Genomic DNA, 18,484 nt, shown 5'->3' on the forward strand with positions numbered 1-18,484 from the left:
GCGGGGCCGGGCTCAGAGTGGGCGCGCTTCGCGCAGCCGTTGCTGGACAAGACCGGCGATCCGCGCCGTCGCCGAGGCCAGCGGCGCGCCTTGCGCTCGGGCCTGCGCCAGCCCGTTGGCGGCCTCGACCAAGGCTGTATCCTCGGCACTGCGGGCGACGCCGCGCAGGAATTGCGCCACATAGTCCAGCATCTTGCCTTGTTCGCTGTCGCTCAACAGATCGGCGGCATGGGCCATGTCGTCGCGATAGGCCAGCGGATCGGGGTGGATGGGCCCCACCTCGGGGAGGTCGAAATCGCTGGCGGTCAGCGCGATGGGCAGGTGACCAAGTATTTCGGCCTGAAATCGGGCGAGCGAGGGGATCGGCTTGGCCAGAAACCCGTCAGCCCCGGCGGCGATGGCGGTTTCTTCGCCGAAACTATCGCCGGAGAGCCCCAGGATCACGCTGATCCGGGGGGAGGCGGCGGCCAGTTCCTCGATCAGGTGCAGGCCTGAGCCGTCGGGCAGGCCGAGATCGGCGATCAACACGGTGGGCTGATAGACCTGCAAGTGCTTGCGGGCCGATTTCAGGCAATCGGCGCGGCGAATGCGGGCTCCGCTGCGCAGGCACATGAGCCGCAAGGCCTCGGCGGCATAGGTGCTGTCTTCCACCGCCAATACGGTCAGGCCCAGCAGGGGCCGGCCCGAATCCCCCTGCGGGCCGGGCTGGGCAATGGGGTCCGTGTCGTCCATGTGCAGGCGTCCTTTTCAGATGCTGCCGATACGCTAGGGCGTGCGGGCTAAGGACGGGTTAACGCGGCTCGATGCCGCGCCCACTTGCCCTTGGCCTGTCGAGCCCGCATAACCCGGACAAACACAATCCAAGCTGCGAGGAGATCCGCCATGATCGGCCGCCTGAACCATGTAGCCATCGCCGTGCCCGACCTGAAAGCGGCCGTTGAGCAATACCGCAACGCACTGGGCGCCAAGGTCGGCGCACCGCAGGACGAGCCGGATCACGGCGTCACCGTGGTATTCATCGAACTGCCCAACACCAAGATCGAGCTGCTGTATCCGTTGGGCGAGGACAGCCCGATCAAGGGGTTTCTGGAAAAGAACCCGGCGGGCGGCATCCATCACATCTGCTATGAGGTCGATGATATCCTCGCCGCGCGCGATCATCTCAAGGCGACCGGAGCCCGCGTTCTGGGCACTGGAGAGCCCAAGATCGGCGCCCATGGCAAACCGGTTCTGTTCCTGCACCCGAAAGACTTCAACGGCTGTCTGGTGGAACTCGAACAGGTCTGAACCCAGGTTTTGAGGTGGCCCGGGTCGGGCCACCACCCCGCACGCGCCGAAGGAGGCCCCCATGTCGATTACATCCGCTATCGTGCTCTATGCGGTCATCTGGTTTATGACCTTCTTCATCGCCATCCCGATCCGGCTGAAAACGCAAGGGGACGTGGGCGAGGTGATGCCGGGGACTCATGCCGGTGCGCCGGAGCATCATCATCTGAAGAAAAAGGCTTGGATCACCACTGTCATAGCCACCGTGCTTTGGGCCGTGATCGCCACCATCATCCTGTCGGGCTGGATCACGGTGCGCGATATCGACTGGATGCACCGGATGCCGCCGCTCGACTAAGTTGAACTGGGACGCGGCCCCAGCCGAGGCCGGGGACCGCAGGTTTGTCGATTGGGTCAGTTGTTCAGGCCAGTCGGTCAGGCCAGTCGGTCAGGTTGGTCGCGCGCGTTGCTCGCGTGCGGCGATCCGGTGATAGATATGGGTAAACGTGGCCGCCCCCAAGATCGGGATCACCAGGTTCAGCAATGGCACCGAGAGCGGGATCGCCATCAGTGTTCCGGCGGCCCATAGTGTTCCCACATAGCGGGCCCGCAGATCCTTTGCCCCTTGGCGCCCCAGCCGACGCATCGCGGCCAGCGTGAAATATTCCCGTCCCAGCAAAAAGCCGTTCAGCCCCCAGAAGATGAACATCGCGGCAGGCGGAAACAGGGCATACAGGATAAAGGCCAGCAGGTTGGCCCCGATCAGCACACCAAGAAAGTTCACCGTGTCGCGCAGCGCATCCCAGAACGGTACCTTGGGCACCGGTGGCAGCGACGGATAGTGCCGGTCCTCGACCGCCTGCGCCACCTCGTCCAGAAACATCGAGGTGATGGCCGAGGCGACGGGGATCATCAGGAACACCGACAGCACGATCATCAGAAAGAACGACGAGACGCTGAGCAACTCGTTCAGCCAACGCACTTCGCCCAGCAGGGGAAGGGTGGCCTCCTCTCCGACCAGCACCTGGATCAAGACCAGAAAACCGGCATAGGCCGCCACCAGCAACGCGAAAGTCAGCCCGATGCCCAGAAACAGCACCTTGCGAAAGCGCCGATCGCCGATCTGGCCCAAGGCCAGAAAAAACGCATGAAAGATCACTGGCTCACCCAGGTCGTGATCGCGTCGAGATCGGGGCGGGGGCGGTCGGGCGGCGCGTTGGTTTCTGTGGCGATATGGATAAAGCCCGCGATGCGCTCATGCTCGGCCAGACCCAGCCCGGTTTCGCAGAACGTGCGATCATGGGAAATCCAGCCCGTCAGCCAGTTGGCGCCCCAGCCCGATGCCAGCGCGGCGTTGAGCAGCGCCAGACAGACCGCACCGGCGGAATAGCTTTGTTCGATAGCGGGGATCTTTTCCGAGGGTTTCTGCACCTCGATCACGGCAACGGCCAGATGGCCCTGATCGAACTGGTTGCGGGCCTTGGCCGTATCGGTCTCGTCCTTATGCAGGGCATGGGCGCGGGTCTCGGCCAGATCGGCCAACCGGGGCATCGCGCCAGCTTCGATCACGATAAAACGCCACGGTTCCAGCTTGCCGTGATCGGGGCTGCGTGCGGCGGCGCGCAACAGCGGTTCCAGCTCTTCGCGGCTGGGGGCAGGGGCGCGCAGCGTCTTGGCGGGTCGCGAGCGGCGGCTGAGTAGGAAGTCCAGCGCGGCGGGGTTCGGATCGGGCATATGTGAAACCTATTTACATTGTTCCCCTCCAATTTCAGGGCGGGGGAGGTGAGTTTCAAGAGGAAAAGGCGCGAAAGCGTTGCGTGGCCTTTGGCTGGACTGTCACGCGATTGTGTGGCGCACCTTGGGCTGGTGGTGATAAATTGCAGCAAAGGGGGCGGCCCCCATGTCCAAAGGCCCCCTTGTCCAAAGAGCGGAGTTGGAATGCGCAAAAGGGTCATAGCCATTGGTTTGACGGCTTTTCTGGCGGCCTGTACGCCCGTGCACGCGCCCGTACCTGTTTCTGCGCCGGTGTCTGTGCCGGATCCTTCGCTTGGTCAGGGGGAATTCGCCGGGGCGCCGCCGACGCCGGGTCTAAGCGCCGCCGAACGTGCTGCGCGTCGCGCCTATTATCGCGGACCGCGTGGGCACGAATTCTGAAGGCCGGCAACTCCGTCGCCGTCGCCTCTGGCCCTTGCCCCTGCTCCGGCGTTATAGAGGGATATGGCAAAACCCAAGATCCGTGATCTTCCTGACCTGAGCGATCTGGCGCAACCGGGCACCGAGATCGCCCTGCGTGTCACCCCCAAGGCCTCGCGTCTCAGCCTGACGCGCGATGGCGATGGCTTGCGCGCCACGGTCACGGTCGTGCCGGAGAATGGCAAAGCCAATGCCGCTGTGCAGGCGCTGCTTGCTGCGGCCATGGGCGTGGCGCCCTCGCGGCTGGAACTGCGGCGCGGCCAGACGGCGCGCGACAAAGTGTTTGTCTATGTCGGGTAAGCCTCAGCTGCTCTGGTCGCCCTGATCGGCGGGCACCTGACGCAGCTGATACACCCCTTCGGGCAGATCCAGCGCGGCGGCCAGATCGTGCAGCTGTTCTGGTGACAGGGTGATTTTCTGGACCTGATCGGTGCGCGGATCAAGCTGTTCGAGCGTGACACATTCAGCGAAGGCGTTGATGGTCACGTCCTCCTGCAAGGGGCGCTCGCCCTCGTCGACCAGTGTGATGACCGTGGCGTCGAATTCGTGTTCGATTGTAAACATGAAAAAACTGTGCCGCTCCGCGCCGGGCTTTGCAAGCGCGATCGTCGCCGCAGGGCGGGGCTGGCGACGTTGATGCGCTGTTGCTAAGGTCGGTTCGGATGATCCGGGAAAGAGGCTGTGCGCGATGTTCCGCATTCTGATGCTGATGGCCGCGTTACTCGTCGCTGGCTGTGCAACCGTGCCCACATCTGGGCCGGGGCTGGGGCAGGAGGCGCTGCGCGCCCGGCGTAACTTTGCCGAGGTGGTGGCCGCGGTCGAGCCGGTGGCAGAACGCGAATGCCACAGCCGCACCAGTGGGGTGATTTGCGACTTTTTGATCCGGGTCGATCCGAACCCGAGCGATGAGCCGAACGCCTATCAGACCGTCGATCGGTTGGGGCGGCCGGTGATCCTGTTTACCGTCACGCTGATCGACAGCACCGAGAACGCGGATGAACTGGCCTTTGTCCTTAGCCACGAGACGGCGCATCACATTCTGGGCCATCTCGACCGGCAGGCGCGCTATGCCGCTGCGGGGGCGGCGATCTTTGGCGATCTCGCCACACGAGACGGGGCCAACCCCGAGACGGTGCGCCGCGCGCAAGAGATCGGCGCGGCGGTGGGCGCGCGCAGCTTTTCCAAGGATTTCGAGTTGGAAGCGGATCAGCTTGGCACGAAGATCGCTTATGAGGCCGGGTATGATCCGCTGCGCGGGGCCGCTTATTTTTCCCGGCTGCCCGATCCCGGTGACCGGTTCCTTGGCACCCATCCGCCCAACGCGGAGCGGCTCTGGGTGGTGCAGAAAACCATGCGGGCCCTGCAAACTCCGGGGCTGTCGGGATGAGCCCGCCGGAACTGACTCGGCTGGGCGTGATCCTGAGCGATCGCGGCTCGCGCTATGCGGTCAGCGGTGCGCCGGTGCGCAGCCGGGCCGAGGTGGACGCCGTACTGGCCGCGCTGAAGGCCGACCGCGCCTATGCCAAGGCCACGCATAACACATGGGGGGCGGTGTTGCCGACCGGCGCGCTCAAGTCCGATGACGGCGAATCCGGGGCCGGGATGGTGATCCTGCGCATGTTGGAGCGGGCCGGGCTGGAGAATCATCTGATCATCGTCACCCGCTGGTATGGCGGCAAGCAACTGGGCGGCGATCGGTTCCGCCGGGTGCAGGACGCGGTGCGCGCCTATCTCGAGATTCCCGAGTTGAACAACGGTTGACCTGCATCAAGGGGCTCTGCGGGCGGGTTTGCTATTTTGATGCGGTAGCCGCCCGCGCAAGGAGAGCCCGGAGATGCAGGATCGAGACACACTCAAACGCCACGCCGCGCTGGTGGATCAGATGGTCAGCGCGCTCGGTGCTGATCTGGAAGAGGCCGCGCTGGCCGGGCGGGTGACGATAGACGAGATTTCGGATGCCGTGCTGCGCTGTACCGGTTGCAACAATCCGGCGCATTGTGCGTCGCTTGTGGCGGCCCGGGTCGAGGTGGCCCCCGCATACTGCCGAAACCGTGACCTGATGGCCCGGCTGCGGCAGGGCGCGGCCTGAGGCGGGGAGGGACGGATGACCGCAGTACTGGGACAGATCATGGCGCATGTCCGGCTGGTTGGACGCATGGGCAAGGCGACGGATACGGATCTGATCGGCGCCTATGAGGCGGGGGATCTGAGTCAAAAGGAATGGGCCGAAATGGTTCAAATCTGCCGGGGATGCGACTGGGCGGATCACTGTGACGCCTGGCTCGACAGCCATGAAAAAGTGACCTGCCCCCCTGAGAATTGCCTGAATCTGAGCAAGTTCGAGGAATTGGAGGTCCGCGCCAAGGCGCGCGCGGAAAAGGGAGGGGTAGAATGTTAGTTGGGTTTGAAACCGACGAGAACGACAAGACGGATCATCATTTCTGGCTGACACGCTCGGTTGCACGGGTGGCGGGGGTCAACCTGAACCACGCAATTGCCAATGGCAGCCTGAGAGTTTCAGACTATCACGAGATGATCGCGGAATGTCAGGTGAGGGGATGCCGCGCCGCCTGCGAGACATGGCTGGCGCAGCAGACCGATTGGCCGGCGTCGCCGCCGCCCTATTGCGCCCACGCACGCATTCTGGCCGAGTTGCGCCAGATGCAGCGCCCGCATTGATGCTGGGGGCGTAGCTGCCAGAGATTGGGGTAAAGCCGGAAATTATTGAGAAATGAACACCACAGCCCTGCGGACTGTGGATAACTCAGCGTCTCAGGTCTTGATGATGCGCCCCCAGAGATCGTAATCGCTGGCCTCATCGACCTCTACCGTGACGATATCGCCGGGGGTAAGTGCCTCGAACCCTTCGTCGATGAAGAGGTTGCCGTCGATCTCTGGCGCGTCGGCCATGGTGCGGCAGGTGGCGGCGTCATCGTCCATCTCGTCCACGATGACATCACAGCGGCGACCGACCTTGGCCGCGAGTTTCGCCGCTGAAATCGCCTGCGCCTTTTGCATGAAACGGTCCCAGCGCTCTTGCTTGACCTCACCGGGGACGTGATCGGGCAAGTCGTTCGAGCGTGCGCCCGCGACATTTTCATACTGAAAACACCCGATCCGGTCGAGCTGAGCCTCGTCCATCCAGTCCAGCAGGGTTTGGAATTCTTCTTCTGTTTCACCGGGATAGCCGACGATAAAGGTTGAGCGCAGGGTGATATCGGGGCAGATCGCGCGCCAGGCGGCAATTTCGTCCAGCGTTCGCGCCGCGGCGGCTGGCCGCGCCATCCGTTTCAAGGTGTCGGGATGGGCGTGTTGGAACGGGATGTCGAGATAGGGCAGGATCCCGCTTTTGGGGTCCGCCATCAGCGGGATCAGCTCGCGCACATGAGGGTAGGGATAGACATAGTGCAGCCGCACCCAAGCGCCAAGCTGACCCAACTCGCGCGAGAGATCGGTGATATGGCTGCGCACCTCCCGGTTTTTCCACAGGTTGGTATCATACTTTCGATCCAGCCCGTAAGCGCTTGTATCCTGAGAGATAACCAAGAGTTCGCGCACGCCCGCTTCGACCAGCTTCTCGGCCTCGCGCAGCACCGCGTGCGCCGGGCGCGATACCAGCCGTCCGCGCATGTCGGGGATGATGCAGAACTTGCACTTGTGATTGCAGCCCTCAGAGATTTTCAGATAGCTGAAATGGCGTGGCGTCAGCTTCACCCCTGCCGCTGGCAGAAGATCGACAAAGGGATCTGGATCGGGCGGCACCGCGCTGTGCACGGCATCAAGCACCTGTTCGTATTGATGCGGTCCGGTCACCGCCAGAATGCGCGGGTGATGCTCCCGGATATAATCGGGCTCGGCCCCCAGGCAGCCGGTAACGATGACCTTGCCATTTTCCTGCAACGCCTCGCCGATTGCATCGAGCGATTCCGCCTTGGCGCTGTCGAGAAAGCCGCAGGTGTTCACGATCACCGCGTCGGCCCCGGCATAGTCGGGCGACACGTCATAGCCTTCGGCGCGTAGGCGCGTCAGGATGCGTTCGCTGTCCACCAGCGCCTTAGGGCAGCCCAGCGACACCATGCCGATGGTGGGCTGACCCGCGCGCGGCTTTTCGGCCATGCGAAGCTTGGGGGCGAGGTCGGGGCGTAGTTCGGGCGGGTTGCTGGTCATTGCGCGGATATAAAGGGGCGCGCGCCGACTGCAAAGGGGGCAAAATGTGTCGCCGCGATTGCACCGCGCGGTACAGGGGCTAAGCTGGGCGCAATTTCGAGTAGAGGGTAAAGATTAAATGAAGTGGATTTTTCGCATCATCGCGATCGTTCTGGTTGCGGTGGCCTTGGCTGTGGTGGGCATTCTTTTTCTGCCGTCCGAGCGCATAGCGCAGATCGCTGCCGATCAGATCGAGGCGCAAACCGGTCGCGCGGTGCGTATCGAGGGCGGTGTCCAGGTCTCTGTTTGGCCCGTGCTGGGGGCCGAGACCGGGCCGGTGACGCTGGCCAATGCCGATTGGGCCGGGGCGGAGCCGATGTTGCAAGCCGACGGGTTGGCGATTGGCGTGGATGCGGCGGCGCTGATCGGGGGGACGGTACGGGTGACCCGGATCGTGGCCGAGCGGCCGGTATTGAACCTGACCACCCGTGCCGACGGGACCGGAAATTGGGTGTTCGGCACGGACGCGTCCGCGACCACGTCCGAGACCGGCAGCACCACGGTGCCACCGATCACGCTGGATCGGCTGGAACTGACCGGCGCGCGGCTGTTCTATTCTGATGCCGGGGCGGCGCCGGTGGCCTTGGGGCCGCTCGATCTGGTTCTGGACTGGCCCCATGGGCAGGAGGCGGCGGATGTGACTGCGCGGCTCAGCCACAACGGGGCGGCGATCGACCTCACGGCGCGGATCACCGCGATGGAGGGGCTGCTGGCCGGCAAGGTTGTGCCGTTGAGTGCCAGCGCCAGTCTTGGCAAGGCCCGGCTGGAGTTTGACGGGCGGGCCAGTCTCGCAGGCGCAGCGGCCGGGCGCGTCACCGCCAAGAGCCCGGACACTGCCGCCCTGATGTCGGCCCTCGGGCTGGGTGCGGTGGATTTGCCCAAGGGGGCGGGCCGCTCGGCCGAGTTGACGACGAATGCCACCTATACCGCCGATGGCCGCCTGTCGCTGCGCGATCTGGCGCTGGTGCTGGATCAGAACAAAATCACCGGCGCGGCGGATGTGACCTTGGCCGGAACCCCGCGGGTGGTGGCAGAGCTGAGCGCCGGAGCGCTGGATCTGTCGGCACTGGGCGGCGGCGAGAGCACCGGCAGCGGCAGTAGCGGCGGCGGCAGCGAGGACGGCTGGTCCAAGACCCCGATCGACGCCAGTGCGCTGGGGCTGGTCGATGGGGTGATCAAGCTGCACGCACAGAGCATCGATACCGGCACGGTCAAGCTGGGGCCGACCGAGGCGGCGCTGACGCTGGAGCGGTCGCGCGCGGTGCTGAAGCTGAACCCCGCCGCCGTCTTTGGCGGCAGCCTGAGCGGAGAGCTTGTCGCCAACGCACGCAAAGGCTTTTCGGTGCGCGGCGATCTGAGCGCCAAGGACATGGATATGACCGCGCTTCTGCGCGACCTCGTGGGGATTGATCGGTTTTCCGGCAAGGGCGAGGCCCGTGTCGCGTTTCTGGGCTCCGGTGCCTCGGTGGATGCGATCATGCGGTCGCTGTCCGGGGAAGGGAGCCTGTCGGTGGGGCGCGGCGTGATCTCGGGGATCGATCTGGACAAGCTGTTCCGTTCTGGCGCTGTGACGGGGGGCACCACGGTGTTCGACAGTCTGAAGGCTAGCTATCGGATCGAGGGGGGCAACCTGCAGAACGACGATCTGTTGCTGCTGTTGTCCAGCTTCAAGGTCGCCGGCGCCGGGCGCGTCGGTCTCGGGGCGCGTGATCTGGACTATCTGGTCACCCCGACCGCTTTTGAGAGCGAGGGCAGCACCGGGTTGCAGGTGCCGGTGCGCTTTACCGGGCCGTGGTCAAACCCGCGCATCCGCCCTGATCTGGATGCCGCCACCAAGGTGCGGTTGGAGGAGCAGAAGGACAAGCTGGAGCAGAAGGCCAAGGAGAAGCTGCAGGAAAAGCTGAATCTGACGATCGAGGACGGTCAGAGCACAGAAGAGGCGATCAAGGACCGGCTGGAGGATGAGGCTGCCAAACAGCTCAAGAAACTGTTTGGCAGCGACTGAGGTCGGAAGGATGGGGACCGGGAAACGCGCCTGCGGCGCGTGCCTTCGGCGAGAGTATTTTCGGCCAGAAAAAGAGGAGGCCAGAAAAGAGGGGCGAGGGTGCTCGCCCCTTTTCGCTGTTCAAATCATCGGGGGCGTCAGATCCGCTGGTCGTAATCGCCGACCGAGGGTTCGGTGCGGATCACCGCGTCGATATCGGTGAAGATGGCGCGCATCTCGTCCTCGCTCTGTGCGCTTTCGCAGACCACGACCAGATTGGGCGTGTTCGAGCTGGCGCGCACCAGCCCCCAGGAGCCGTTGTCGAGGATGACGCGGGCCCCGTTCACGGTAACCACTTCGTTGATGGCGCGGCCTGCGACGGTCTCGCCAGCCTCGTGCTTGGCGACCAGTTTCTGCACCAGACGGGCCAGCACATCGTATTTCTCACCATCGGCGCAATAGGGCGACATGGTGGGGGTGGACCAGGTTTTGGGCAGGGCCTTGCGCAGATCCGACATCGACATGTCGGGGTTGCGCTCCATCAGCTTGCATATCTCGACCGCGACACGCATGCCGCAATCATAGCCGCGCCCGATCGGCTCGGCCAAAAAGTAGTGGCCGGACTTTTCAAAGCCCGCCAGCGCGCCAAGTTCCTTGACCCTGCGTTTCATGTGGGAATGCCCGGTCTTCCAGTAATCGGCCTTGGCCCCGTGCTTGATCAGTTCCGGGTCGGAGGCAAACAGCCCGGTGGATTTCACATCCGCGACAAAGGTGGAGTTGGGATAGATCTTGGCCAGATCGCGCGCCATGATCACGCCCACCTTGTCGGCAAAGATCTCTTCGCCCTCGTCATCGACCACGCCGCAGCGGTCGCCATCCCCGTCGAACCCCAGCGCCAGATCGGCGTCACTGGCCAGCACGGTTTTCGCCATGTCATGCAGCATGTGCATGTCTTCGGGGTTCGGGTTGTAGTGGGGAAAGGTATAGTCAAGGTCGTTGTGACTGGGCACAACCTCGACGCCGATGCGTTCGAACAGCTCGGGTGCAAAGGCGCTGGCGGTGCCGTTGCCGGTGGCGCAGACCACCTTGAGCTTGCGGGTCATCTTGAAGTCGCCGACCAGATCGTCGAGATAGGCCTCTTTCACCCCTTCGACGAATTCATAGCCGCCGCCGGGGGCCTGGGCCCCGTGGCCTGACAGCACGATTTCCTTCAGTTCCGACATTTCGTCCGGGCCGTGGGTCAGAGGGCGTTCAAAGCCCATCTTGACCCCGGTCCAGCCGTTGGGGTTGTGGCTGGCCGTGACCATCGCCACCGCCGGTACGTCTAGGTGAAACTGGGCGAAATAGGCCATTGGTGACACGGCCGGGCCGATGTCCTTGACGTGAATGCCGGCCTGCATCAACCCGAGAATCAGCGCGTTCTTGATCGCCAGCGAATAGTCGCGGTAATCGTTGGCCACCGCAATGACGGGGGCGATGCCGTGGCGACGCATCTGGGTGCCAAGGCCAAGGCCCAGCGCGGTCATGCCGGGGAGGTTGATCTCTTCCGGGTATTTCCAGCGGGCGTCATATTCGCGAAAGCCGGTCGGCTTGATCATCGGAAGTTTCAGAAAATCCCAAGTATTGGGCGTCACCTCGTAAAGCGGGCGGGTCATACGGTCTTGTCCTCAAATCTCATATTTCAATCGGGTTGGCCTTGGCCAATGCGTCGAAGCGCATCAGCGTGTCGATCAGTGCGCCCATCTGGTCCAACGGGATCATGTTGGGCCCGTCCGAGGGGGCGGTGTCGGGATCTTCATGGGTTTCGATGAACACGGCGGCAACCCCCAGCGCGACGGCCGCGCGGGCCATCACGGGGGCGAATTCGCGTTGCCCGCCGGACGAGCCGCCTTGGCCGCCCGGCTGTTGCACCGAATGGGTGGCGTCCATCACCACGGGATAGCCGGTTTTCGCCATGATCGGCAGCGATCGCATATCCGCCACCAGCGTGTTGTAGCCGAAAGAGGTGCCGCGTTCGGTCAGCAGGATGCGGGTGTTCCCCGTGCTCTCGATCTTGGTGATGATGTTGCCCATCTCCCAAGGGGCGAGAAACTGCCCTTTCTTGACGTTGACGACGGCGCCGGTGCGTCCCGCAGCAAGCAGCATGTCGGTTTGACGGCACAAGAAAGCCGGGATCTGCAGGATGTCGACCACTTCGGCGGCGCGGGCGCATTGTTCCTCGGTGTGGACATCGGTCAACACCGGAATGGCGAATGTCTTGCGGATATCATCAAGCACCGCGAGCCCGGCATCGATTCCCATGCCCCGCTTGCCGCCAAGCGACGTGCGATTGGCCTTGTCGTAAGATGCCTTGAACACATACTGCGCGCCGGCGGCGGCGCAGATTTCCTTCATTTGACCAGCGATCATCTGCGCATGGTCACGGCTTTCAAGCTGGCAAGGGCCTGCGATGACGGTCAATGGCCGATCATTCCCGATCGTCAGACCGGCGACGTCTACGTGTTTCATGAGACTATGAGGTTACCTGTTCCCGGAGAATTGACGCGGTGAGCGAGATCATCAGGTAGATACCGGAAAAAATCAGGAATGCCAAAATCGTATTCTCGAACTTGCGCGGATAGGCGGGATCCTGACTGGCGACCGGTTCAACCGAGGTGGTAAGATAGCGCACTTGGCGGTTGGCCTCCATCCGGGTCTGTTCCACCTGTTGCAGCGCGGATTGCAGCATCATGTCGCGGGTTGCAAGGTCGGCCTGCGCCATCTGGATCCGCACGCTGAGCTGTGCCAGCGAATTTTCGCCCTGAGAGGCATCGACCATCCGTTTGTTCAGTCGCGACAGCAACGCCTCCAGCCGGCGCACATCCCCTTGCGCGCCATCGACCTTGGCCTTGTTGGGGCGGCTGTTGTCCATCAGCGCGGCCAGTTCGAGTTGCTTTTCCTGAAGCTGCATCTCGATTCTGTTGATTTGTCCGCGCAGCGTTGCGATCACGCCTTCCGGATCAAGGATTGCGCCTTTTTGCTGCAAGCCGACCAGCGCCTCTTGCGCCTTGCGCCGCTCCTCCTGGGCATTGTCGAAACTGGTGAGCGCATCCTGCATCTGGTCGGATCTTTTCTGCTCGCTCAGGCGGTTCACCCGGTCTTCCGCGTAGGAAAGAAGCGAGCGGGCGAAATTGGCGCTGATTTCGGGGTCGGCGGCGGCCACCTCCAGACGGATCACGCCTTCGGTCGGGTCGAAGCCGATGCTCACGAATTTCGAATAGACCCTGTAGGCCTGTTCGTTTGTCGGGGTCTCGGGCAGGCGTTGGATCGGGTCGATCCAGTCTTGTGTGAAATGCGCCTTGAACCCTTCGTCCTTGTCCAGACGCAGCATCGCGTCCTTGGATTGCAGATAGGACTGCACAGCGATCGAATCCTGACTGGTGGCAAATTGGGTCCCGCTAAGCAGGCTGCCCAGCCCGGTTCCGCCGCCGGTATTGTCCGCCTTGAGGATCAGGAATTCAGATTTGGTGGCGTACATCGGCGTGGCCACGGCATAGAAATACCAGCCCGCCAAGACCGTCGGAAGCATCACGAAGAATGCCAGCCGGGTCATCAACAGGACCATTTTCTTGTGCCGACGCCGCGCGAGATCTCGCTGGATCGTGCCGATTTCCAGATCGCGTTCCTGCGCCGGGCTCAGCTCGGTCGAGGGCAGGGTCTGTTTATCGCCGGGCACCGTCTGCGGCAGTTGGACGTGCTCTTTCGGGGGGCTGTCGTCGGCATGCTGCCCTGCGGCGCTGTTGGGCACCACCAGTTCCAGCATGTTGGAGCGCTGGAACGGGTCAATGCCCTGCTGCCGGAGCAGGCGAACCGCGTCGAAATCTGATGTGGCCGGCAGATTGTGCTTTTGCGCCACACGACGCGCCATGCGCAACTGGCGCCCGGTCAGCCCCTCGCGGCGGATGCCATCAATCGCCGCCTCGGTGGTGGTCTCACGGGCCGAAGATACCTGGCCGCTGTGGGCGGCGGCTGGGGTCGGCTCGGGCGGTGTGCTTTGGGTCGCGCGCGCAGCAGACGCAGCAGACGCGGCAGACTCTGGCGCAGCCGAGTCCGCGTTCGCCACTGGCGTCGTCGGGACGGCGCGCGGGCGCAGTCGCTCTGTCGCTGGCGGTTCGATGCCGGCGGTGCTGCCGCTGCTCGCGCCCTCAGGCGCGGTGCTTTGCGCAGGGGCGGGATTGCGGCGGATGCGGAATTTTTTAGCCTTGGGTTTCGTAGTCATAAAGCTGTTTTGCCTCTTCCAAGGTATCGAACATGTGCAATTTGCCGTTCATCAGAACCGCAGCGGAGCGGGCGAATTTTTCCAGTGTGGCGGCCTGGTGCGATACGATCACGATGGTGGTCGTGCGCAGCCGTTCCTTCAGGATGGCCCCGGCCTTTCGGTTGAACTCCACGTCAGTGGTGCTCGGCATACCCTCATCAATCAAATAGATGTCAAAATCCAGCGCCAGCATCAACGCAAATGAAAACCGCGCCCGCATTCCCGACGAATAGGTGCCGATCGGTTGATCGAAGTATTCGCCCAGATTGCAAAGCCAGCGGCAATAGGCCTCGACGTAATCGGGATCCATGCCATAGAGCTTGGCGATATAGCGGCTGTTTTCCATCGCGGAAACCCGGCTGACCACCCCGCCCATGAAACCGAGCGGGAACGAGATCTTGCACCCGCGCCGGATTTCACCTTCGTCGGGTTTTTCCAGCCCCGCCATCATGTTGATCAGCGTGGTCTTGCCGGTGCCGTTGGGTGCAAGAATGCCCAGCGAACGGCCGATCTCGACCCGGAAAGAGACCTGGTCAAGGATCACTTTGCGGCGGGTGCCGGTCCAGTAGGATTTGCTGACGTTTTCAAATTCAAGCATGTTTTTATCCGGTGCTGCCGATGCAGTCGCGGGGGCCCCTGTCTGTTTTTGCGCTCTGGCTTTTGCTCTGGCCTGCCCTCCTTCACAGAGGAGTATCAACGGCCTACAATCCGAATTTGGCCACATTATGTCGAAACGTGAAACAAAAAGCCAACAAGATTAGGGCCGAAATGGGGCAAGGAACCTCGTCCGGGCCGTGATGCGGACTGGATTGCTGTGCAGATAGGCCTGAATTGGAGGTAGGAATACTGTTTCCAACTTGGAAACCTTGCGTGAGGGGTGTTTTCACTATGGCAGCGTCAGAGCAGCAATGAGCACGGCGGCGGATAAGGCGGCGGATCTGGCCCGGGATCTTGCGAGCGAGATCGAATCCTGCACCCTGTGTGCAGAGCGGTTCGCGGCCACCGCGACGGCGCATGTGCCGCGCCCGGTGGTGTGGTTTCGCCCCTCGGCGCGTATTTTGATTGCCGGTCAGGCCCCGGGCGCGCGGGTGCAGGCCTCGGGGCGGCCGTTCACGGATCCGTCCGGCGACCGGCTGCGCGACTGGCTGGGGATGGATGCGGCGACCTTCTATGACCGGACCCGCGTGGCGGTGGTGCCGATGGCCTTTTGTTTCCCAGGCTACAACGATCGCAAGGCCGATCTGCCACCGCCGCCGATCTGTGCGCGAACTTGGCACGGGCGGGTGATGGCGACGCTGGACAAGGTGGAGTTGACGGTGTTGGTGGGCGGGCATGCGCAGCGCTGGCACATGGGGGCCAATACCCCGGTGACCAATACTGTGGCTCAGTGGCGCGCCCATGCGCCGCGCGTCTTCCCCTTGCCTCATCCGTCGTGGCGCAATACCGCATGGCTGAAGAAAAACCCCTGGTTCGAGGCCGAGCTGCTGCCGGTGCTGCGGAGCCGGGTGCAAGAGGTGCTGAATGATGAACGCTGAAACACCGATCGACGCCGCCCACGCGGCGATGGAAGGCCAGCCCGAGGATGGCGCCGCGCGGCTGCGGTTTTATGAACGGGTCGCCGATGCCGAGCTGTTCCTGTTGCTGACCGAAGAGGCGCAGGGCGAGAATGTCTCGCCCGAGCTGTTCACGCTGGAGGCCGGGCGTTTCGTGCTGGCCTTTGATCGCGAGGACCGGCTGGCGCAATTCACCGGCCACCCGGCGCCCTATGTGGCGTTGTCGGGGCGGGTATTGGCGCAGATGTTGGCCGGGCAGGGGATCGGGCTGGGGCTCAACCTAGACGTTGCGCCCTCCGCAATTCTGGTGCCGGCAGAGGCCATGGATTGGTTGCAGCAGACATTGGGCAACGCGCCGGAAGAGACCGAGGCGCGGTTCGCGGAATTCACCGCGCCGGCCGGCCTGCCCGAGTCGCTGATCGCAGCCTTGGATGCAAAGCTCGCCACCGCCGCAGGGTTGGCGCAGGCGGCGTATCTGGTGGGCACCGTTGATGCCACCGGTGGGCGCGGGCATTTGTTGGGCTTCATTGATGCGCTGGAACCTGCGCGCGGTGCATTGGCCAATGCCGCGAGCGAGGCGCTGACCTTTTCCGGGATCGAGGCCGGGGCGATGGATGTGGGCTTTTTCACCGGTGAGGCGGCGGTGACGGCCAAACTTGCCGCTGTCGGGTTGCGCTTTGATCTGCCGCAGCCGCAGATGCCCGAGCGGATCGCCCCCGCCGCCCCGGGCAGCGACCCGGACAAGCCGCCGATCCTGCGGTGATGACACCAGAGCCGGATCGCTCGGAGGTTTGCTCACACCACGCGCATGGCGTGATGTGTTGTCGCTGGCCCCGATGCGCTTTGACCGGGGCCGCAGGGGCGGATCAGGTCAGGTGACGGGCGCGGGCGCCGCGTTCGATCGCTGCCGCGTGCAGCCGGTCGAGGTTCAGCTCATAGCGGATCTCTTCCAGCAGCCGCAGTTCGGACTCGGCCAGTTTGCCGTCGGCGGCGGCGACATCGCAGGCCAGCGCATAGGCGGTCTCGAACAGGCGTTCGGGCAGGTCGTCGCGGATCAGGCCGAACAGGGCGTCCAGCCCGTCCTCCTGCTCGAACAGGTCAAACACCATCTGTGACATGATGTTCATCCGGTCGATATCATAGCCGGCAAAGACCGGCAGGTGATTGACCGCGGCCTGAATCTTGACCAGCTCGGCGGTTCGGATGTTTTCGTCAGAGGCGGAAACGGCGATCATCAGGGCAACGAGACAGTCCTGCGCGCTTAGCACGTTCTGGTCTGGATTGGTCACGGGGCGCTCCTTTGGCTTGCGCATGTTGCAGTGCAGAATATTGACGCGCCAGCGCCAGCACAATAGGTAGCGGCGCATGGTCGCGTGCGAATGCGCGGCCCAGACCCTTCGGAGAATATGATGTCGGACCTGCGCGAAGCTGCACTGCAATCGAAAGTCTGGCCTTTTGAAGAAGCGCGCCGGGTGCTCAAACGGTATGAGAAGACGCCGCCGGAAAAGGGCTATGTCCTGTTCGAGACCGGTTACGGGCCGTCAGGGCTGCCCCATATCGGCACCTTTGGCGAGGTTCTGCGCACCACGATGATCCGCCATGCCTTTGAGGTGATTTGCGACATCCCCACCCGGTTGATCTGTTTTTCCGACGATCTGGACGGGATGCGCAAGGTTCCAAGCAACGTGCCGAACCAGGAGATGTTGCAACAGCATCTGCAAATGCCGCTGACCCGTGTGCCGGACCCGTTTGGCACGCATGACAGCTTTGGCGATCACAACAACGCCATGCTGCGCCGGTTTCTGGATACCTTCGGGTTCGATTATGAATTCTACTCGGCGACCGAGTTTTACGGCTCGGGCAAGTTCGACGAGGTGCTGAAGCGCGCGGTCGACAAATACGACGACGTCATGAAGGTGATGCTGAAAAGCCTGCGCGAAGAGCGTCGCCAGACCTATTCGATCTTCCTGCCGATCCACCCCGAGACGGGGCGCGTTCTGTACGTGCCGATGAAGGAGGTGAACGCGCAGGATTATACCGTGACCTTTGACGATGAGGACGGCAAGGAATGGACGCTGCCGGTCACTGGCGGCAACGTCAAGCTGCAGTGGAAGCCGGACTTCGGCGCGCGCTGGGCGGCCTTGGGTGTCGATTTCGAGATGTATGGCAAGGACCATTCGACCAACACGCCGATCTATGACCGCATCTGCGAGATTCTGGGCCAGCGCAAACCGGAGCATTTCTCCTATGAGTTGTTCCTGGACGAGAACGGCCAGAAGATTTCGAAAAGCTCGGGCAACGGGATCAGCATCGATGAATGGCTGAGCTATGCCAGCACCGAAAGCCTGAGCTATTTCATGTATCAAAAGCCGAAGACCGCCAAGCGGATGTACTTTGACGTGATCCCCAAGGCGGTAGACGAGTATCACCAACAGTTGCGCGCCTATGCCGGGCAGGACGCCAAGGCACGGCTGAACAATCCAGTCTATCACATCCACAGCGGTGATGTGCCGCAAAGCAATATGGTGGTGCCGTTCGCGATGCTGCTGAACCTTGCGTCGGTGGCCTCGGCCGAGGACAAGCAGACGCTGTGGGGATTCATGCGCCGCTATGCGCCCGAAGCCAGCCCCGAGACGCATCCCGATCTGGATGCCGCCGCCGGGTTCGCGGTGAAGTATTACGAGGATTTCGTCAAACCGCACCGGGTCTATCGTGCGCCGACAGAGGTTGAGCGCGAGGCGCTGGTGGAATTGCGTGATGCCTTGGCCGCCTATGACGGGCCGGTCGAGGACGAGGCGTTGCAATCCATCGTCTATGGCGTTGGGCGCGAGCGGTTCGACCCGCTTCGCGACTGGTTCACGGCGCTGTACGAGGTGCTGCTGGGGGCCTCGCAGGGGCCGCGGTTCGGCGGGTTCATCGCGCTTTACGGTGTTGCCGAGACGGTGGCCTTGATCGACAAGGCATTGGCCGGGGAGCTGGGCTGAG

At 63.1% G+C, this 18,484-nt stretch carries 22 protein-coding genes; 12 read left to right on the forward strand and 10 right to left on the reverse strand.

The features are described from left to right. Nucleotides 1-12: 12 nt before the first annotated feature. The gene (locus E1B25_RS14295; protein WP_132830194.1) at nt 13-732 is read right to left on the reverse strand and encodes a response regulator; all 720 of its coding nucleotides are present in this window, start codon (nt 730-732) and stop codon (nt 13-15) included. Nucleotides 733-882: 150 nt separating this feature from the next. Between E1B25_RS14295 and mce the strand changes: the two genes are divergently transcribed. After that, entirely contained in the window at nt 883-1,287 is a 405-nt protein-coding gene (mce, locus tag E1B25_RS14300) for a methylmalonyl-CoA epimerase (protein WP_132830195.1), read from the forward strand. 61 nt (nt 1,288-1,348) lie between these two features. Beyond that, nucleotides 1,349-1,624, forward strand: coding sequence for a DUF1467 family protein (locus tag E1B25_RS14305; RefSeq protein ID WP_132830196.1), 276 nt, complete (start codon nt 1,349-1,351; stop codon nt 1,622-1,624). 90 nt (nt 1,625-1,714) lie between these two features. Here the strand turns inward: E1B25_RS14305 and E1B25_RS14310 are convergent, their stop codons facing one another. Continuing rightward, a complete protein-coding gene (locus E1B25_RS14310) occupies nt 1,715-2,425 on the reverse strand; it encodes an EI24 domain-containing protein (RefSeq protein ID WP_132830197.1) in 711 nt (236 codons plus the stop codon). Then, nucleotides 2,422-3,000 carry a nitroreductase family protein gene (locus tag E1B25_RS14315; protein ID WP_132830198.1) on the reverse strand — a complete coding sequence of 193 codons (579 nt, stop codon included), beginning with the start codon at nt 2,998-3,000 and terminating at the stop codon, nt 2,422-2,424. The genes E1B25_RS14310 and E1B25_RS14315 overlap by 4 nt, the downstream gene beginning before the upstream one ends. Nucleotides 3,001-3,483: 483 nt before the next feature. Here E1B25_RS14315 and E1B25_RS14320 point away from each other — a divergent pair, with 483 nt between their 5' ends. Continuing rightward, nucleotides 3,484-3,759 (forward strand): DUF167 domain-containing protein, encoded by a 276-nt coding sequence (locus E1B25_RS14320; protein WP_132830199.1) that lies wholly within the window; start codon nt 3,484-3,486, stop codon nt 3,757-3,759. Nucleotides 3,760-3,762: 3 nt separating this feature from the next. Here the strand turns inward: E1B25_RS14320 and E1B25_RS14325 are convergent, their stop codons facing one another. Further along, entirely contained in the window at nt 3,763-4,023 is a 261-nt protein-coding gene (locus E1B25_RS14325) for a hypothetical protein (RefSeq protein WP_132830200.1), read from the reverse strand. 124 nt (nt 4,024-4,147) lie between these two features. Between E1B25_RS14325 and E1B25_RS14330 the strand changes: the two genes are divergently transcribed. From E1B25_RS14330 to E1B25_RS14350, 5 genes are all read left to right on the forward strand, one after another. Then, entirely contained in the window at nt 4,148-4,846 is a 699-nt protein-coding gene (locus tag E1B25_RS14330) for a M48 family metallopeptidase (protein ID WP_132830201.1), read from the forward strand. Further along, nucleotides 4,843-5,220 carry a YigZ family protein gene (locus E1B25_RS14335; protein ID WP_132830202.1) on the forward strand — a complete coding sequence of 126 codons (378 nt, stop codon included), beginning with the start codon at nt 4,843-4,845 and terminating at the stop codon, nt 5,218-5,220. The genes E1B25_RS14330 and E1B25_RS14335 overlap by 4 nt, the downstream gene beginning before the upstream one ends. A 73-nt stretch (nt 5,221-5,293) precedes the next feature. Then, nucleotides 5,294-5,548 carry a DUF6455 family protein gene (locus E1B25_RS14340; RefSeq protein WP_132830203.1) on the forward strand — a complete coding sequence of 85 codons (255 nt, stop codon included), beginning with the start codon at nt 5,294-5,296 and terminating at the stop codon, nt 5,546-5,548. A 15-nt stretch (nt 5,549-5,563) separates the two neighbouring features. Continuing rightward, a complete protein-coding gene (locus E1B25_RS14345; protein ID WP_132830204.1) occupies nt 5,564-5,857 on the forward strand; it encodes a DUF6455 family protein in 294 nt (97 codons plus the stop codon). Further along, on the forward strand, nt 5,851-6,138 hold the full coding sequence (locus E1B25_RS14350) for a DUF6455 family protein (RefSeq protein ID WP_132830205.1): 288 nt from the start codon (nt 5,851-5,853) through the stop codon (nt 6,136-6,138). Before E1B25_RS14345 ends, E1B25_RS14350 begins: the two co-directional genes overlap by 7 nt. A 93-nt stretch (nt 6,139-6,231) precedes the next feature. On the opposite strand, the gene rimO is transcribed toward E1B25_RS14350, so the two are convergent. After that, nucleotides 6,232-7,626, reverse strand: a complete 1,395-nt coding sequence (gene rimO, locus E1B25_RS14355; RefSeq protein WP_132830206.1) for a 30S ribosomal protein S12 methylthiotransferase RimO — start codon at nt 7,624-7,626, stop codon at nt 6,232-6,234. A 118-nt stretch (nt 7,627-7,744) separates the two neighbouring features. On the opposite strand from rimO, the gene E1B25_RS14360 reads away from it, so the two are divergent. Beyond that, nucleotides 7,745-9,670 (forward strand): AsmA family protein, encoded by a 1,926-nt coding sequence (locus E1B25_RS14360; RefSeq protein ID WP_132830207.1) that lies wholly within the window; start codon nt 7,745-7,747, stop codon nt 9,668-9,670. Nucleotides 9,671-9,807: 137 nt separating this feature from the next. On the opposite strand, the gene E1B25_RS14365 is transcribed toward E1B25_RS14360, so the two are convergent. Genes E1B25_RS14365 through E1B25_RS14380 form a run of 4 tightly spaced genes read right to left on the reverse strand, consistent with a single transcriptional unit; the run spans nt 9,808 to nt 14,544 of the window. Continuing rightward, nucleotides 9,808-11,304: a phosphomannomutase/phosphoglucomutase gene (locus E1B25_RS14365; RefSeq protein ID WP_132830208.1), complete on the reverse strand. Its 1,497-nt coding sequence runs from the start codon at nt 11,302-11,304 to the stop codon at nt 9,808-9,810. 19 nt (nt 11,305-11,323) lie between these two features. Then, a complete protein-coding gene (gene kdsA, locus E1B25_RS14370) occupies nt 11,324-12,157 on the reverse strand; it encodes a 3-deoxy-8-phosphooctulonate synthase (RefSeq protein ID WP_132830209.1) in 834 nt (277 codons plus the stop codon). A 4-nt stretch (nt 12,158-12,161) separates the two neighbouring features. After that, the gene (locus E1B25_RS14375) at nt 12,162-13,907 is read right to left on the reverse strand and encodes a capsule biosynthesis protein (protein WP_132830210.1); all 1,746 of its coding nucleotides are present in this window, start codon (nt 13,905-13,907) and stop codon (nt 12,162-12,164) included. Beyond that, nucleotides 13,885-14,544: an ABC transporter ATP-binding protein gene (locus tag E1B25_RS14380; RefSeq protein WP_132830211.1), complete on the reverse strand. Its 660-nt coding sequence runs from the start codon at nt 14,542-14,544 to the stop codon at nt 13,885-13,887. The genes E1B25_RS14375 and E1B25_RS14380 overlap by 23 nt, the downstream gene beginning before the upstream one ends. A gap of 310 nt (nt 14,545-14,854) precedes the next feature. On the opposite strand from E1B25_RS14380, the gene E1B25_RS14385 reads away from it, so the two are divergent. Together E1B25_RS14385 and E1B25_RS14390 are read left to right on the forward strand one after the other, a co-directional pair. Continuing rightward, nucleotides 14,855-15,481: a uracil-DNA glycosylase family protein gene (locus E1B25_RS14385; RefSeq protein WP_132830212.1), complete on the forward strand. Its 627-nt coding sequence runs from the start codon at nt 14,855-14,857 to the stop codon at nt 15,479-15,481. After that, nucleotides 15,471-16,262: an SseB family protein gene (locus tag E1B25_RS14390; protein ID WP_132830213.1), complete on the forward strand. Its 792-nt coding sequence runs from the start codon at nt 15,471-15,473 to the stop codon at nt 16,260-16,262. Before E1B25_RS14385 ends, E1B25_RS14390 begins: the two co-directional genes overlap by 11 nt. Nucleotides 16,263-16,365: 103 nt before the next feature. On the opposite strand, the gene E1B25_RS14395 is transcribed toward E1B25_RS14390, so the two are convergent. Further along, nucleotides 16,366-16,812 (reverse strand): tellurite resistance TerB family protein, encoded by a 447-nt coding sequence (locus E1B25_RS14395; protein WP_132830214.1) that lies wholly within the window; start codon nt 16,810-16,812, stop codon nt 16,366-16,368. A 96-nt stretch (nt 16,813-16,908) separates the two neighbouring features. On the opposite strand from E1B25_RS14395, the gene E1B25_RS14400 reads away from it, so the two are divergent. Continuing rightward, on the forward strand, nt 16,909-18,483 hold the full coding sequence (locus E1B25_RS14400) for a lysine--tRNA ligase (RefSeq protein WP_132830215.1): 1,575 nt from the start codon (nt 16,909-16,911) through the stop codon (nt 18,481-18,483). The last annotated feature ends 1 nt before the right edge of the window (nt 18,484 follow it).

Origin of the sequence: Antarcticimicrobium sediminis (assembly GCF_004348975.1) — a bacterium.
GTDB classification, from domain to species: Bacteria; Pseudomonadota; Alphaproteobacteria; order Rhodobacterales; family Rhodobacteraceae; genus Antarcticimicrobium; species Antarcticimicrobium sediminis.

Excerpts from the sequence above, each read along its gene's own strand:
- E1B25_RS14380 (WP_132830211.1), bottom strand. The coding sequence starts at position 14,544 with ATGCTTGAATTTGAAAACGTCAGCAAATCCTACTGGACCGGCACCCGC.
- E1B25_RS14400 (WP_132830215.1), top strand. The coding sequence starts at position 16,909 with ATGTCGGACCTGCGCGAAGCTGCACTGCAATCGAAAGTCTGGCCTTTT.
- E1B25_RS14375 (WP_132830210.1), bottom strand. The coding sequence starts at position 13,907 with ATGACTACGAAACCCAAGGCTAAAAAATTCCGCATCCGCCGCAATCCC.
- kdsA (WP_132830209.1), bottom strand. The coding sequence starts at position 12,157 with ATGAAACACGTAGACGTCGCCGGTCTGACGATCGGGAATGATCGGCCA.
- E1B25_RS14345 (WP_132830204.1), top strand. The coding sequence starts at position 5,564 with ATGACCGCAGTACTGGGACAGATCATGGCGCATGTCCGGCTGGTTGGA.
- E1B25_RS14320 (WP_132830199.1), top strand. The coding sequence starts at position 3,484 with ATGGCAAAACCCAAGATCCGTGATCTTCCTGACCTGAGCGATCTGGCG.
- E1B25_RS14385 (WP_132830212.1), top strand. The coding sequence starts at position 14,855 with ATGAGCACGGCGGCGGATAAGGCGGCGGATCTGGCCCGGGATCTTGCG.
- E1B25_RS14350 (WP_132830205.1), top strand. The coding sequence starts at position 5,851 with ATGTTAGTTGGGTTTGAAACCGACGAGAACGACAAGACGGATCATCAT.
- E1B25_RS14335 (WP_132830202.1), top strand. The coding sequence starts at position 4,843 with ATGAGCCCGCCGGAACTGACTCGGCTGGGCGTGATCCTGAGCGATCGC.
- rimO (WP_132830206.1), bottom strand. The coding sequence starts at position 7,626 with ATGACCAGCAACCCGCCCGAACTACGCCCCGACCTCGCCCCCAAGCTT.
- E1B25_RS14390 (WP_132830213.1), top strand. The coding sequence starts at position 15,471 with ATGAACGCTGAAACACCGATCGACGCCGCCCACGCGGCGATGGAAGGC.
- E1B25_RS14395 (WP_132830214.1), bottom strand. The coding sequence starts at position 16,812 with ATGCGCAAGCCAAAGGAGCGCCCCGTGACCAATCCAGACCAGAACGTG.
- E1B25_RS14325 (WP_132830200.1), bottom strand. The coding sequence starts at position 4,023 with ATGTTTACAATCGAACACGAATTCGACGCCACGGTCATCACACTGGTC.
- E1B25_RS14330 (WP_132830201.1), top strand. The coding sequence starts at position 4,148 with ATGTTCCGCATTCTGATGCTGATGGCCGCGTTACTCGTCGCTGGCTGT.
- E1B25_RS14340 (WP_132830203.1), top strand. The coding sequence starts at position 5,294 with ATGCAGGATCGAGACACACTCAAACGCCACGCCGCGCTGGTGGATCAG.
- E1B25_RS14295 (WP_132830194.1), bottom strand. The coding sequence starts at position 732 with ATGGACGACACGGACCCCATTGCCCAGCCCGGCCCGCAGGGGGATTCG.
- E1B25_RS14315 (WP_132830198.1), bottom strand. The coding sequence starts at position 3,000 with ATGCCCGATCCGAACCCCGCCGCGCTGGACTTCCTACTCAGCCGCCGC.
- E1B25_RS14360 (WP_132830207.1), top strand. The coding sequence starts at position 7,745 with ATGAAGTGGATTTTTCGCATCATCGCGATCGTTCTGGTTGCGGTGGCC.
- E1B25_RS14365 (WP_132830208.1), bottom strand. The coding sequence starts at position 11,304 with ATGACCCGCCCGCTTTACGAGGTGACGCCCAATACTTGGGATTTTCTG.
- mce (WP_132830195.1), top strand. The coding sequence starts at position 883 with ATGATCGGCCGCCTGAACCATGTAGCCATCGCCGTGCCCGACCTGAAA.
- E1B25_RS14305 (WP_132830196.1), top strand. The coding sequence starts at position 1,349 with ATGTCGATTACATCCGCTATCGTGCTCTATGCGGTCATCTGGTTTATG.